Origin of the sequence: Klebsiella sp. CN_Kp104 (genome assembly GCF_040064515.1) — a bacterium.
GTDB classification, from domain to species: domain Bacteria; phylum Pseudomonadota; class Gammaproteobacteria; order Enterobacterales; family Enterobacteriaceae; genus Klebsiella; species Klebsiella aerogenes.
Window position 1 is genome coordinate 289,001 of record NZ_JBEAII010000001.1, and the last position, 13,162, is coordinate 302,162.

Sequence of the window (13,162 nt, forward strand, 5' to 3'; positions counted from 1 at the left end):
CTTGGCGGAAGACAGCGATCTGGAAAAAAGCGAGGCCCCCACCGCCCATCGGTTGGAGAAGGCGCGTGAAGAGGGCCAGATCCCGCGCTCGCGCGAGCTGACCTCGGTACTCATGCTGGTGGCCGGGCTCGCCATTATCCTGATGTCCGGCAGCAATATCACTCGCCAACTGGCGGAGATGCTGACGCAGGGCCTGCACTTTGACCACGGGATGGTCAGCAATGACAAACAAATGCTGCGCCAGCTGGGAATGCTGCTGCGTCAGGCGGTGCTGGCATTGCTGCCGGTAATGGCCGGGCTGGTGCTGGTGGCGCTGGCCGCGCCGATGCTGCTTGGCGGCATTTTATTCAGCACCAATTCGCTCAAATTCGATCTTAAACGGCTGAATCCGCTTTCCGGTCTGAAACGCATGTTCTCCACCCAGGTGCTGGCGGAGCTGTTAAAAGGGATCCTCAAAGCCACGCTGGTCGGTTGGGTAACCGGGCTGTACCTGTGGCACAACTGGGCGGCGATGCTGCATCTGATGACCCAACAGCCGCTCGACGCGTTGGCCAATGCGCTGCAGATGATCCTCTATTGCGGATTTCTGGTGGTGCTCGGATTGACGCCGATGGTGGCGTTTGACGTTTTTTATCAGCTGTGGAGCCACTTCAAAAAGCTGAAGATGACCAAACAGGATATCCGCGACGAATTCAAAGATCAGGAAGGCGACCCGCATGTTAAAGGGCGGATCCGTCAACAGCAGCGGGCGATTGCCCAGCGGCGGATGATGGCCGATGTGCCGAAAGCGGACGTGATAGTCACTAACCCGACCCACTATGCCGTCGCCCTACAGTACAACGATAAAAAAATGAGCGCGCCGAAGGTGCTGGCTAAAGGGGCGGGGGAGATTGCGCTGCGCATTCGTGAACTGGGAGCGCAACACCGTATTCCGATGCTCGAAGCGCCGCCGCTGGCCCGCGCGCTCTATCGCCATAGCGAGATTGGCCAGCATATTCCCGCCACCCTCTATGCCGCGGTCGCCGAAGTGCTGGCCTGGGTTTATCAGCTGCGCCGCTGGCGGCGCGAGGGCGGCCTGATCCCGAAAAAACCTCAACGTTTACCGGTGCCGGAAGCACTGGATTTTGCAAAAGAGAGTGACTCTGATGGCTAATTTGGCCTCCCTGCTGCGTTTGCCGGGGAATGTTAAAGATACGCAATGGCAGGTTCTGGCCGGCCCGATCCTGATCCTGCTGATTTTGTCGATGATGGTGCTGCCGCTGCCGGCGTTTATCCTCGACCTGCTTTTTACTTTCAATATCGCGTTGTCGATCATGGTGCTGCTGGTGGCGATGTTTACCCAGCGCACGCTGGACTTCGCCGCGTTTCCGACCATTCTGCTGTTCTCGACGCTGCTGCGCCTGTCGCTCAACGTGGCCTCGACGCGCATCATTTTGATGGAAGGGCACACCGGGGCCGCCGCCGCGGGGCGGGTCGTGGAGGCTTTCGGTCACTTCCTGGTCGGCGGTAATTTCGCCATCGGTATCGTGGTGTTTATTATCCTCGTGCTGATCAACTTCATGGTTATCACCAAAGGCGCCGGGCGTATCGCCGAAGTGGGGGCGCGTTTCGTGCTCGACGGCATGCCGGGTAAGCAAATGGCGATCGATGCCGACATGAACGCCGGGCTTATCGGCGAAGAAGAGGCGAAAAAACGCCGCGCGGAAGTCACGCAGGAAGCCGACTTCTACGGTTCGATGGACGGCGCCAGCAAGTTTGTTCGCGGCGATGCCATCGCCGGGCTAATGATTATGGTGATTAACGTGGTCGGCGGACTGCTGGTCGGCGTGGTGCAGCACGGTATGGAGCTGGGGGCGGCGGCGGAAAGCTACACCTTGCTGACCATCGGCGACGGGCTGGTGGCGCAAATCCCGGCGCTGGTGATCTCTACCGCCGCCGGGGTCATCGTGACCCGGGTGGCGACCGATCAGGATGTCGGCGAACAGATGGTCGGCCAGCTATTCAATAACCCGAAGGTCATGCTGCTGTGTGCCGCGGTACTTGGGCTGCTGGGGCTGGTGCCGGGGATGCCGAACCTGGTTTTCCTGCTGTTTACCGCCGCGTTGCTCGGGCTGGCCTGGTGGCTGCGCGGGCGCGAAAAACAGGCGCCGAAAGCCGCCGACGAACCCATCGTGCAGGAGAATACCCAGGCCGCGGAAGCCAGCTGGGCCGATGTCCAGTTGGAAGATCCGCTGGGCATGGAAGTGGGTTACCGGCTGATTCCGATGGTCGATTTTCAGCAAAATGGCGAGCTGTTGGGGCGTATCCGCGGGATCCGCAAGAAATTCGCCCAGGAGATGGGCTATCTGCCGCCGGTGGTGCATATCCGCGATAACCTCGAACTGGCGCCCGCCCGCTACCGCATTCTGATGAAAGGCGTGGAAATTGGCAGCGGCGAAGCGCAGCCTGGGCGCTGGCTGGCGATCAACCCCGGCAACGCCATCGGCGAGCTGGCGGGGGATAAAACTATCGATCCGGCCTTCGGTCTGGAGGCGGTGTGGATTGATAGCGCGTTGCGCGAGCAGGCGCAAATTCAGGGCTATACGGTGGTGGAGGCCAGTACGGTGGTGGCGACCCATCTCAACCACCTCATCGGCCAGTTCGCCAGCGAGCTGTTTGGCCGCCAGGAGACGCAGCAGCTACTCGACCGTGTGTCGCAGGAGATGCCGAAGCTGACCGAAGATTTCGTACCGGGCGTGGTATCGCTGACCACGCTGCATAAGGTGTTGCAGAATCTGCTGGCCGAGCGGGTATCGATCCGCGATATGCGTACCATTATCGAGACGCTGGCGGAACATGCGCCGACGCAAAGCGATCCTTACGAGCTGACCACCGTCGTGCGCGTGGCGCTGGGGCGGGCGATTGCCCAGCAGTGGTTCCCTGGCAATGGCGAAATTCAGGTTATCGGCCTGGATACCCAACTGGAACGACTGCTGCTGCAGGCGCTGCAGGGCGGCGGCGGTCTCGAACCGGGGCTTGCCGACCGCCTGCTGGAGCAGGCGCGGCAGGCGCTGCAGCGCCAGGAGATGCTCAGCGCGCCGCCGGTGCTGTTGGTTAACCACGCGCTGCGCCCGCTGCTGGCGCGCTTCCTGCGCCGTAGCCTGCCGCAGATGGCGGTGCTTTCCAACCTGGAGATCAACGACGATCGCCAGATTCGTATGACCTCAACCATTGGAGCGGCCTGATGACGCGCTATCTTCCTTTATTTTGCCTTTTATTGCCGGTTACCGCCGGCGCGGCATCGGGCTCATGGATTGCCGAAGGGCCCGGCGTCACCCTTGAACAGGGCGGGATGAGTGATTCTTCCGCCGCGCTGCTGCCGCCCAATACGCTGCCTGGCGGCAATGCGCGCATCGAGACCGTTAGCTGGCGCTATCGTCTGCTGTCAGCGGAGCCGGCGGGGCTGCAGGTACATTTATGTAGCCTGAATCGCTGTATTCCGCTGACCAGCGCCAGCGGCACCAGCCACGCGTTGGCAGGCGAGGCGGCAGATGGGCCGCTGCGTTTTGTCTACTCCGTACAGACCCGCGGGCCGTTAAACCCGCCGCTGCGGGCGATTGCCAATCAGGTTATCGTTAATTATCAGTAGTCGCGGGGGAAAGTTTTGTATTAATACAGAGCACATTGCGCTCCCGAAATGTCTTCCGCGTTATGTCTCTCCTGGCGCAGGGAGCGCACAGGGGGCGGCCAATCGCCGCCGCCCCCTGTACCCCCGGGCTCTGGCCGCCAAAATCGCCACTTCGTGGTACCTTCGACTTATCCCGGCAGGCTTCGGGTCGGGCCGAGGCAGCGTCCGTGCAAAACACGGCCCTCAGCCCGCATCCATGCGGGCTGCCCCGGCCTTCCGGGAACGTCTCAGCGATTTTGAGGCCACCAACACCGGCAGTTTCAGTAGCCATGGGGACAAGATAGAGATCTTAAGCTCACAATAGCACGGACCGTAGGCCGGATAAGGCGCAGCCGCCATCCGGCGCGAAAATGGCTCGTTACCCGCGGTTATTGCCCGGCGGCGCTGCGCTTGCGCGGGCCTACAGATCACATGCCGGCGTAGGTCAGGTAAGCGTAGCGCCACCTGACAAAAAACGGCGCTACGGATAACCGTCGCCATGGGGGAAATACAGAGAAAGGGTGTCAGACGCCGATTTTACGGCCCAGCAGACTGGCGGCGCGCGACTGACCGTCCGGCCCGTACAGCGATTTATTATTCTTGCTAAGAATTGCCAGCGCCTGCTGGTTATGGGCGATCTGTTGATTGAGCAACAGGCCGTTATGCTGATTCTTTTCACGCAGGCTCTGGCTTAACTGCTGGATCTGCCGCCAGCGTTCGCCGAAGCTTTCATGGCCCGGGTAAGGCGCGCGTAGCGCAAGGTTGGCTTCCAGCGCCGGGCGCTGTTGTTCAAGCCAGGCCACCGTCGCCAGCAGTTGACTCTTGCTATCGGTGACGCGCTGCAGCGCCACGCCGGGCAGTTCATCCGCACACAGCAATTGTTGCTCTTGCGCCAGCACGTCATCCAGCGCCCGCAGGGTTTCCGCCAGTTTATCCAGCAGAGTGCGTAATCTGTCCATCATCAGGCCTTATCTGTTTTGCTACCGGCAAGGCGCTGGATATCGTTGTGCGCATCCTGCAGCAGGGCGTCGGCGATTTTGCCCGCGTCCATTTTCAGTTCGCCGCTACGAATCGCCTGTTTGATAGCCTCGACCCGGTTCATATCAATATCCTGGGTGCCGGGCTGCATCAGCCGCGCCTGCGCATCGCTCAGTTTCACTTTGGTGGCGCTAACGGCGGTTTCCGCCGCGGCGGCCTTACGCGGCTGAAGCGGGTTGTCGGCCGGGGTTTCACGCGGCTGCACCGTGGAAACCGGCTGTAACCGCTGGGTGCGATCGATACTCATGGTCCATCTCCAAAATGGGTTTCTAATGGGGTTATCGGCAGGTGCTGGCAAACCTTTACTTTTTTATAACGTAATACGGATGGATCCATCCTCCCCGGCGATACCGCTGACGATTTTGCCGGAAACCATGCGCACGCGCACGCTATCTTCGGCCGCCGCGTTATTCATCGCCTTACCGGCACCGCTGATACTAAAGCCGTCCCCCTCGGCCATGACCTGCACCGGCTGACCGGCTTTGATCACCCACGCGCGACGCAGCATAGACAGCGTCAGCGGTTGGCCTGGGCTGATATTCCGCAGCGTCACCGCGCCCAGCGCTTTTTTGCTGTCGGTCAGCGTACGCGGCGGCAGGGTATCGAGCCTGCCTGATTTTAGCACCACATCCGCCGGGGTCAGCGGCGTTCCGCCGCTAATACCGCGCGCCACCGTCAGATAACGGCCAAATACCTGCACCTGGGTCTGAATAAACCGCCGCTCCTGCCCGCAGCGGGCAGAGACGCTGATATTGCCGCCGATTCGCGCATTGGGCGGCAGCGACAGCTGCGGTAATTCACACGGCGGCCACTGGGCGGGCGGCGTGCGCACCAGCACTTTCACCTGCACGGCATTATCGTTGAATTTGCTTTTAATGAAGCTTTCGATTTGCGTCGCCAGCGTGTCGGCGCGGGCGCTCAGGCTGCACAGCAGGCCGACCAGCAGGATTTTACTTTTCATCGCGTTCCCCTCACGCCACCCGGAAAGGGGTTAAGTGTAACGGCTGCCCCGAGGGACTAAACAGATAAATAGCGGCCCATTTTGCCCCTATTCCCGCGATAGGTTGGCGCAGGGGGCGTTTATGCTGTCGGCTCCAAATTCTAACCTTGCGGAGGGAGCATGCTCGACAAACTGGACGCTGCTCTGCGTTTTGGCCAGGAGGCGCTGAACCTGCGCGCCCAGCGCCAGGAAATACTGGCCGCCAATATCGCCAACGCAGACACGCCGGGCTATCAGGCGCGGGATATCGATTTCGCCAGCCAACTGAATAAAGTCCTGCAACAGGGGCGGGTAAACGGCAACGGCATGGCGCTGAACCTGACGGCGGCGCGTCATATTCCGGCGCAGACCATGCAGCCGCCGGAGCTGGATCTGCTGTTCCGGGTGCCGGACCAGCCGTCGATGGACGGCAACACGGTGGACATGGATCGCGAACGCACCAACTTCGCTGACAACAGCCTGAAATATCAGACCGACCTGACGCTGCTCAACGGTCAGATCAAGGGAATGATGTCGGTGCTGCAACAAGGATAAGGCCAATGTCTTTACTCAATATTTTTGATATCTCCGGCTCGGCGCTCTCGGCCCAGTCACAGCGGATGAATGTCAGCGCCAGCAATATGGCCAACGCCGATAGCGTCACCGGCCCGGATGGCGAACCCTATCGCGCGAAGCAGGTGGTGTTCGAAGTGGCCGCGGCGCCAGGGCAGCAGACAGGCGGCGTGCGCGTCTCGCAGGTGGTCGATGACCCGGCGCCCGCGCGTATGGTTTATCAACCAGGCAACCCGTTGGCCGATGCTAAGGGTTATGTGCGGATGCCGAACGTCGATGTGGTAAGCGAAATGGTCAATACCATCTCCGCCTCCCGCAGCTATCAGGCCAACGTCGAAGTGCTCAACACCACTAAGTCGATGATGATGAAAACCCTGACGTTGGGTCAGTAACCGGAGCTCCCGATGGCTATTGCCGCAACCACCAATGAATCGACCAACAACGCGGTTCTTGATTCCGCCAGCAAAAGCAGCACCAGCCAGGATCTGCATAACAGCTTCCTGACGCTGCTGGTGGCGCAGTTGAAAAATCAGGACCCGACCAACCCGATGCAAAACAACGAGCTGACCTCGCAGCTGGCGCAGATTAATACCGTACAAGGCATCGAAAAACTCAACACCACCCTTGGCGCGATCTCCGGGCAGATCAACAGCAACCAGTCGCTGCAGGCCAGCGCGCTGATCGGCCACGGCGTGATGGTACCGGGTAATAACATTCTGGTCGGCAGCAAAGAAGGCCAGGTCAGCACCACGCCGTTTGGCGTCGAACTGGAGCGCGCCGCCGACCAGGTGACGGCAACCATCACCAACGCCAACGGCCAGGTGGTGCGGACCATTGAAATTGGCGGCCTCACCGCCGGGGTGCACGCCTTCACCTGGGACGGCTCGCTGGATGATGGTACCGCCGCGCCGGACGGCGCCTATAAAGTGGCGATTAACGCCAAGGGCAACGGCGAGCAGCTGGTGGCGCGTAGCCTGCACTTCGGCATGGTTAACGGCGTGATTAACGACAGCAACGGCGCGAAGCTGGATCTCGGCCTTGCCGGTAACGCCAGTCTCGAAGAAGTGCGGCAGATCCTGTAATTCGCACCTGATTTTATCGATATCCTCAATATTTGGAGAGTAACATGGCCTTTTCTCAGGCAGTCAGCGGCTTAAATGCGGCGGCCACCAATCTCGACGTGATTGGCAACAATATCGCTAACTCCGCGACCGCGGGTTTTAAATCCGGCAGCGTGTCGTTCGCCGATATGTTCGCCGGTTCGCAGGTCGGACTGGGGGTTAAAGTTTCCGGGATCACCCAGAACTTTAAAGGCGGCACCACTACCGGCACCAGCCGCGCGCTGGATGTGGCGATTAACGGCAACGGCTTCTTCCGCATGCAGGATAAAGATGGCGGTATTTTCTACACCCGCAACGGCCAGTTTAAGCTGGACGAAAACCGCAATCTGACCAATATGCAGGGGCTGCAGCTGACCGGCTATCCGGCCGCCGGCACGCCGCCGACCATTCAGCAGGGCGCCAACCCGGTACCGCTGAGCATTCCGGAAGGGATGATGAACGCCAAAGCGTCGACTTCCGGCGAAATGGTCGCCAATCTGAAGTCGACGCATAAAGTGCCGGAGAACAAGACCTTCGACCCGGCGAAGCAGGACAGCTACAACTACGTCAACACCATCACCGCCTACGATTCGCTGGGTAACGCCCACAACATCAACGCCTATTTCGTGAAAACCGACGATAACAAATGGCAGGTCTATACCCAGGACGGCAGCGCGGCTGCGGTCAGCGCGGGCACCATGGAGTTCAATACCAGCGGCAACCTGGTCAGCGTTAACGGCCAGGCGGGCGAGTTCAGTATGACCATTCCGATGAGCGCGAAAGACGGCGCCCCGGCGCAGAACTTCACGCTCAGCTTCGCCGGTAGTATGCAGCAGAACGTCGGTAGCGATTCGGTGAGTAAAGTGGCGCAGGATGGTTATGCCGCCGGTGAATACACCAACTTCCAGATTAACGATGACGGTACCGTCGTCGGTATCTACTCCAACCAGCAGACCCAGGTCCTGGGGCAGATAGTGATGGCCAACTTCTCCAACCCGGAAGGGCTGGCGTCGCAGGGCGATAACGTCTGGCAGGAGACCGGCGCCTCGGGCCAGCCGCGGGTGGGACTCTCCGGCGGCGGCGGTTTTGGCAAGCTGACCAGCGGCGCGCTGGAGTCTTCCAACGTCGACCTGAGCCTGGAGCTGGTGAACATGATTGTCGCCCAGCGTAACTATCAGTCCAACGCCCAGACCATCAAGACGCAGGATTCGATCCTGCAGACGCTGGTCAGCCTGCGCTAACGGAACTGAGTTATGGATCACGCGATTTATACCGCGATGGGCGCCGCGCGCCAGACGCTGGAGCAACAGTCGATTACCGCCAACAATCTCGCCAACGCCTCGACGCCAGGCTTTCGCGCCCAGCTCGCCGCGCTGCGCGCGGTGCCGGTTGACGGGCCGAGCCTCGCCACCCGCACGCTGGTGGCGGCCTCGACGCCGGGCGCCGATATGAGCCAGGGGGCGCTGAACTACACCGGGCGCCCGCTGGACGTGGCGCTGCAGCAGGATGGTTTTCTGGCGCTCAGCCTGCCGGGCGGCGGCGAAGCCTATACCCGCAACGGCAGCATTCAGGTTTCAGCTAATGGTCAGTTGACGGTGCAGGGAATGCCGCTGCAGGGCGACGGTGGGCCGATTGAGGTACCGCCATCGGCGGAAATCACTATCGCGGCCGACGGCACCATTTCGGCGCTGAACCCCGGTGACCCACCTAACACCATCGCGCAGATTGGCCGCCTGAAGCTGGTGAAAGCCGATGCGCGCGAAGTGATGCGCGGCGATGACGGCCTGTTCCGCCTGACCCCGGAAACCCAGCAGCGCCGCGGCAATCTGTTGGCCAACGACCCGCAGGTGCGGGTCATGCCGGGCGTGCTGGAGGGCAGTAACGTCAAGCCGATGGAGACCATGGTCGATATGATCGCCAACGCCCGTCGCTTTGAAATGCAAATGAAGGTCATCCACAGCGTGGATGAGAACGAACAGCGGGCGAATTCTCTGCTGTCAGTCAGCTGATAGCCAGTCGGCCCGCGGCCAAAGGAAATAACCAATGATTCCCTCTTTATGGATTGCGAAAACCGGTCTTGATGCGCAGCAGACCAATATGGACGTGATCGCCAACAACCTGGCTAACGTCAGCACCAACGGTTTTAAACGCCAGCGCGCGGTGTTTGAAGATCTGCTTTATCAGACCATGCGTCAGCCGGGGGCACAGTCCTCCGAACAGACCACGCTGCCTTCCGGCCTGCAGATCGGTACCGGCGTGCGCCCGGTCGCCACCGAACGTCTGCATAGCCAGGGCAACCTGTCGCAGACCAACAACAGCAAAGACGTGGCGATTAAAGGCCAGGGCTTCTTCCAGGTGCTGCTGCCGGACGGCAGCCAGGCTTACACCCGTGACGGCTCGTTCCAGATCGATCAGAACGGCCAACTGGTGACCGCCAGCGGCTTCCAGGTGCAGCCGGCGATCACTATTCCGGCCAACGCGTTGACCATTACCATCGCCCGCGATGGCATCGTGAGCGTCACCCAGCAGGGTCAGACCGCCGCCCAGCAGGTCGGGCAACTGACGTTAACCACCTTTATTAACGACAGCGGCCTCGAAAGCGTGGGTGAGAACCTGTACCAGGAAACTGAAAGCTCCGGCGCGCCGAATGAGAGCACACCGGGCCTGAACGGCGCCGGTATGCTCTACCAGGGTTATGTCGAGACCTCTAACGTCAACGTGGCGGAAGAGCTCGTTAATATGATCCAGACCCAGCGCGCCTATGAGATCAACAGCAAAGCGGTTTCGACGTCGGATCAGATGCTGCAGAAACTGACCCAGCTGTAATGTTTTATGACGGGCGTCGCCTGCCGCGCCCGTCGCTTTTTTGGTGTAACAAAGGCGATACCCCGTGGTAACCACACATTCGATGGCCACCCTGCCGCGCCAGGGACAACGCTTGCTGGCGGGCATGGTGATGCTGACGCTGAGCGGCTGCGCGTACATTCCGCATAAACCGTTAGTCGATGGTTCGACCTCGGCGCAGCCCGCGCCGCCGACCGCGCCGGTACCGAACGGCTCAATTTTTCAGGCCGCGCAGCCGATGAACTACGGCTATCAGCCGCTGTTCGAAGACCGCCGCCCGCGCAATGTTGGCGACACGCTGACTATTGTGTTGCAGGAAAACGTCAGCGCCAGCAAGAGTTCTTCCGCCAATGCCAGCCGTAACGGTTCCAGCAAGTTTGGCGTCGCCACCGCGCCGCGCTACTTAGACGGCCTGCTGGGCAACGCCCGCGCCGATATGGATATTTCCGGCGATAACAGTTTTGGCGGTAAAGGCGGGGCGAACGCCAATAACACCTTCAACGGCACCATTACCGTCACCGTTAATCAGGTGTTGAGCAACGGCAACCTGCACGTGGTGGGGGAAAAACAGATCGCCATTAACCAGGGCACCGAGTTCATCCGCTTCTCCGGGGTGGTTAACCCGCGCACCATCAGCGGTAGCAACTCGGTTACCTCAACGCAGGTGGCGGACGCGCGCATCGAGTATGTCGGCAACGGCTACATCAATGAAGCGCAGACGATGGGCTGGCTGCAGCGGTTCTTCCTCAACGTCTCCCCGTACTAATGAGCGGGCCATTTGCGCTGTTACTGAAAAGAGATTCACATGGTTAAAAAACTCATCATTGCGCTATTAATCGGCGCGGCCAGCTTACCGGCGACGGCGGAGCGTATTCGCGATCTGGTGACGGTACAGGGCGTGCGCGATAACGCCTTAATCGGCTACGGCCTGGTGGTGGGGCTCGACGGCTCCGGCGACCAGACCATGCAAACGCCGTTTACCACCCAAAGCCTGAGCAACATGCTATCCCAGCTCGGCATTACCGTGCCGCCCGGCACCAACATGCAGCTAAAAAATGTCGCCGCGGTGATGGTCACGGCGAAGCTGCCGCCCTTCGCACGCGCGGGGCAGAATATCGATGTGGTGGTCTCATCAATGGGCAACGCCAAAAGCCTGCGCGGCGGGACCTTGCTGATGACGCCGCTCAAAGGGGTGGATAACCAGGTTTATGCGCTGGCGCAGGGCAACGTGCTGGTGGGCGGCGCCGGCGCGGCGGCGGGCGGCAGCAGCGTACAGGTCAATCAGTTGGCCGGCGGACGCATCAGCAACGGCGCCACCATCGAGCGCGAACTGCCGACCACGTTCGGCAGCGGTGGGGTGCTCAACCTGCAGCTCAATGATGAAGATTTCACCCTCGCGCAGCAGATTAGCGATGCGATTAACCGCCAGCGCGGCGGCGGCACCGCATCGCCACTTGATGCGCGTACCATTCAGGTACTGGTACCGCAGGGCAATAGCTCGCAGGTGCGTTTCCTCGCCGAGATCCAGAATATCAACGTTAACGTTGGCGCCATGGACGCCAAAGTGATCATCAACTCGCGTACCGGTTCGGTGGTGATGAATCGCGAGGTGATTCTTGATTCCTGCGCGGTGGCTCAGGGCAACCTGTCGGTGGTGGTCGACCGACAAACCAGCGTCAGCCAGCCGACGACGCCGTTCGGCGGCGGCCAGACGGTGGTCACGCCGAATACCCAGATTTCAATGCAGCAGCAGGGCGGTTCGCTGCAGAAAATCAACGCCAGCGCCAACCTCAACAACGTGGTGCGCGCGCTGAACGCGCTGGGGGCGACGCCAATCGACCTGATGTCGATTCTGCAAGCCATGCAAAGCGCCGGCTGCCTGCGCGCCAAACTGGAAATTATCTAATGGCCAGCGATGTTATGGCGATGTCGGGCGCCGCCTATGACGCCCAGGCGCTGAACGGCCTGAAGCGCGATGCCGCCGCCGATCCGCAGGGCAACCTCAAGCAGGTGGCGCAGCAGGTCGAAGGCATGTTTGTACAGATGATGCTAAAGAGCATGCGCGCCGCGCTACCGCAGGATGGCGTACTCAGCAGCGACCAGACCCGGCTTTACACCTCGATGTACGATCAGCAGATTGCTCAGCAGATGTCGCAAAAGGGATTAGGGCTGGCCGACATGATGGTCAAGCAGATGACCAACGCCAACGCGGTCCCCAGCGAAACGGCGGGCACCGCGCCGATGGCGCTGGATAATGAGGTGCTGCAGACGCTGCCGAATCAGGCGCTGGAGCAGATGATCCGCCGGGCGGTGCCGAAAGCGCCGCCGGCCGCCGCGCCGCTATCGCTCAACAACGGCAATTTTGTTGCCCGTCTGTCAATGCCGGCGCGCGCCGCCAGCGAGCAGAGCGGGATCCCGCATCAGCTGATTGTCGCCCAGGCGGCGCTGGAATCCGGCTGGGGGCAGCGCGAAATCCCGACCGCTGACGGTACGCCGAGCTACAACCTGTTTGGTATTAAAGCTGGGGGCAACTGGAAGGGGCCGGTTACCGAGATCACCACCACTGAGTTTGAACAGGGGGTGGCGAAGAAGGTGAAGGCCAAATTCCGCGTCTACGATTCCTACTTCTCGGCGATTGCTGATTACGTCAAGCTGCTGACCAACAACCCGCGCTATGCCTCGGTTGCCGAAGCGTCCACTCCGGAGCAGGCGGCGCACGAGCTGCAGCGCGCAGGTTACGCCACCGACCCGCAGTACGCCAGCAAGCTGGTCAGCGTGATTCAGCAGATGAAGCACGCCGGGGCGCAGGCGGTGAAAGCCTATGCCGCGGATATTAACGATCTGTTCTAGGTTCGGAGGTCGCGCCTTCTCCGGGCTACCAAATCGCACAGCGCGTAGGCCGGATAAGCGTAGCGCCATCCGGCATAAAAGCGGCTGCGGAATTTTGCAGGCAGATTTACTCAAGTTTTTACTTCTCCGGTC

15 protein-coding genes are annotated in these 13,162 nt (G+C 60.7%); 12 read left to right on the forward strand and 3 right to left on the reverse strand.

The genetic code is table 11. The features are described 5' to 3' along the window. The first annotated feature begins 1 nt into the window (after position 1). Genes flhB through ABLU80_RS01325 form a run of 3 tightly spaced genes read left to right on the forward strand, consistent with a single transcriptional unit; the run spans position 2 to position 3,628 of the window. Positions 2-1,153: a flagellar biosynthesis protein FlhB gene (gene flhB, locus ABLU80_RS01315; RefSeq protein WP_348849606.1), complete on the forward strand. Its 1,152-nt coding sequence runs from the start codon at positions 2-4 to the stop codon at positions 1,151-1,153. Continuing rightward, positions 1,146-3,224 (forward strand): flagellar biosynthesis protein FlhA, encoded by a 2,079-nt coding sequence (gene flhA, locus ABLU80_RS01320; protein ID WP_020079225.1) that lies wholly within the window; start codon positions 1,146-1,148, stop codon positions 3,222-3,224. The genes flhB and flhA overlap by 8 nt, the downstream gene beginning before the upstream one ends. After that, complete coding sequence (locus tag ABLU80_RS01325) at positions 3,224-3,628, forward strand: flagellar protein FlhE (protein ID WP_032707703.1); 405 nt, start codon at positions 3,224-3,226, stop codon at positions 3,626-3,628. Before flhA ends, ABLU80_RS01325 begins: the two co-directional genes overlap by 1 nt. 542 nt (positions 3,629-4,170) lie before the next feature. On the opposite strand, the gene flgN is transcribed toward ABLU80_RS01325, so the two are convergent. The 3 genes from flgN to flgA form a co-directional block, all read right to left on the reverse strand. Next, positions 4,171-4,605: a flagellar export chaperone FlgN gene (gene flgN, locus ABLU80_RS01330; RefSeq protein ID WP_032711327.1), complete on the reverse strand. Its 435-nt coding sequence runs from the start codon at positions 4,603-4,605 to the stop codon at positions 4,171-4,173. Between the two features lie 2 nt (positions 4,606-4,607). Continuing rightward, a complete protein-coding gene (gene flgM, locus ABLU80_RS01335; protein ID WP_015367332.1) occupies positions 4,608-4,931 on the reverse strand; it encodes a flagellar biosynthesis anti-sigma factor FlgM in 324 nt (107 codons plus the stop codon). Between the two features lie 63 nt (positions 4,932-4,994). Then, entirely contained in the window at positions 4,995-5,645 is a 651-nt protein-coding gene (gene flgA, locus ABLU80_RS01340) for a flagellar basal body P-ring formation chaperone FlgA (RefSeq protein ID WP_230250375.1), read from the reverse strand. Between the two features lie 159 nt (positions 5,646-5,804). Between flgA and flgB the strand changes: the two genes are divergently transcribed. The 9 genes from flgB (at position 5,805) to flgJ (ending at position 13,030) form a co-directional block, all read left to right on the forward strand. Further along, positions 5,805-6,218: a flagellar basal body rod protein FlgB gene (gene flgB, locus ABLU80_RS01345; protein ID WP_015367330.1), complete on the forward strand. Its 414-nt coding sequence runs from the start codon at positions 5,805-5,807 to the stop codon at positions 6,216-6,218. Positions 6,219-6,223: 5 nt separating this feature from the next. Next, positions 6,224-6,628 (forward strand): flagellar basal body rod protein FlgC, encoded by a 405-nt coding sequence (gene flgC / locus ABLU80_RS01350; protein ID WP_015367329.1) that lies wholly within the window; start codon positions 6,224-6,226, stop codon positions 6,626-6,628. A gap of 12 nt (positions 6,629-6,640) precedes the next feature. Further along, positions 6,641-7,318, forward strand: coding sequence for a flagellar hook assembly protein FlgD (flgD, locus tag ABLU80_RS01355; protein ID WP_015367328.1), 678 nt, complete (start codon positions 6,641-6,643; stop codon positions 7,316-7,318). A 44-nt stretch (positions 7,319-7,362) separates the two neighbouring features. Continuing rightward, positions 7,363-8,577: a flagellar hook protein FlgE gene (gene flgE / locus ABLU80_RS01360; protein ID WP_348849607.1), complete on the forward strand. Its 1,215-nt coding sequence runs from the start codon at positions 7,363-7,365 to the stop codon at positions 8,575-8,577. 12 nt (positions 8,578-8,589) lie between these two features. Further along, on the forward strand, positions 8,590-9,345 hold the full coding sequence (locus tag ABLU80_RS01365; protein WP_015704934.1) for a flagellar basal body rod protein FlgF: 756 nt from the start codon (positions 8,590-8,592) through the stop codon (positions 9,343-9,345). A 34-nt stretch (positions 9,346-9,379) separates the two neighbouring features. Next, the gene (flgG, locus tag ABLU80_RS01370; RefSeq protein WP_015367325.1) at positions 9,380-10,162 is read left to right on the forward strand and encodes a flagellar basal-body rod protein FlgG; all 783 of its coding nucleotides are present in this window, start codon (positions 9,380-9,382) and stop codon (positions 10,160-10,162) included. A gap of 82 nt (positions 10,163-10,244) precedes the next feature. Then, positions 10,245-10,946, forward strand: coding sequence for a flagellar basal body L-ring protein FlgH (flgH, locus tag ABLU80_RS01375; protein ID WP_015367324.1), 702 nt, complete (start codon positions 10,245-10,247; stop codon positions 10,944-10,946). Positions 10,947-10,985: 39 nt separating this feature from the next. Then, positions 10,986-12,086 (forward strand): flagellar basal body P-ring protein FlgI, encoded by a 1,101-nt coding sequence (locus tag ABLU80_RS01380; RefSeq protein ID WP_015367323.1) that lies wholly within the window; start codon positions 10,986-10,988, stop codon positions 12,084-12,086. After that, positions 12,086-13,030, forward strand: a complete 945-nt coding sequence (gene flgJ, locus ABLU80_RS01385; protein WP_015704936.1) for a flagellar assembly peptidoglycan hydrolase FlgJ — start codon at positions 12,086-12,088, stop codon at positions 13,028-13,030. The genes ABLU80_RS01380 and flgJ overlap by 1 nt, the downstream gene beginning before the upstream one ends. The last annotated feature ends 132 nt before the right edge of the window (positions 13,031-13,162 follow it).

Coding starts and splice junctions, on each gene's coding strand:
- flhA (WP_020079225.1), top strand. CDS start 1,146: ATGGCTAATTTGGCCTCCCTGCTGCGTTTGCCGGGGAATGTTAAAGAT.
- flgM (WP_015367332.1), bottom strand. CDS start 4,931: ATGAGTATCGATCGCACCCAGCGGTTACAGCCGGTTTCCACGGTGCAG.
- flgB (WP_015367330.1), top strand. CDS start 5,805: ATGCTCGACAAACTGGACGCTGCTCTGCGTTTTGGCCAGGAGGCGCTG.
- ABLU80_RS01365 (WP_015704934.1), top strand. CDS start 8,590: ATGGATCACGCGATTTATACCGCGATGGGCGCCGCGCGCCAGACGCTG.
- flgN (WP_032711327.1), bottom strand. CDS start 4,605: ATGGACAGATTACGCACTCTGCTGGATAAACTGGCGGAAACCCTGCGG.
- flgD (WP_015367328.1), top strand. CDS start 6,641: ATGGCTATTGCCGCAACCACCAATGAATCGACCAACAACGCGGTTCTT.
- flgJ (WP_015704936.1), top strand. CDS start 12,086: ATGGCCAGCGATGTTATGGCGATGTCGGGCGCCGCCTATGACGCCCAG.
- flgG (WP_015367325.1), top strand. CDS start 9,380: ATGATTCCCTCTTTATGGATTGCGAAAACCGGTCTTGATGCGCAGCAG.
- ABLU80_RS01325 (WP_032707703.1), top strand. CDS start 3,224: ATGACGCGCTATCTTCCTTTATTTTGCCTTTTATTGCCGGTTACCGCC.
- flgH (WP_015367324.1), top strand. CDS start 10,245: ATGGCCACCCTGCCGCGCCAGGGACAACGCTTGCTGGCGGGCATGGTG.
- flgA (WP_230250375.1), bottom strand. CDS start 5,645: ATGAAAAGTAAAATCCTGCTGGTCGGCCTGCTGTGCAGCCTGAGCGCC.
- ABLU80_RS01380 (WP_015367323.1), top strand. CDS start 10,986: ATGGTTAAAAAACTCATCATTGCGCTATTAATCGGCGCGGCCAGCTTA.
- flgE (WP_348849607.1), top strand. CDS start 7,363: ATGGCCTTTTCTCAGGCAGTCAGCGGCTTAAATGCGGCGGCCACCAAT.
- flgC (WP_015367329.1), top strand. CDS start 6,224: ATGTCTTTACTCAATATTTTTGATATCTCCGGCTCGGCGCTCTCGGCC.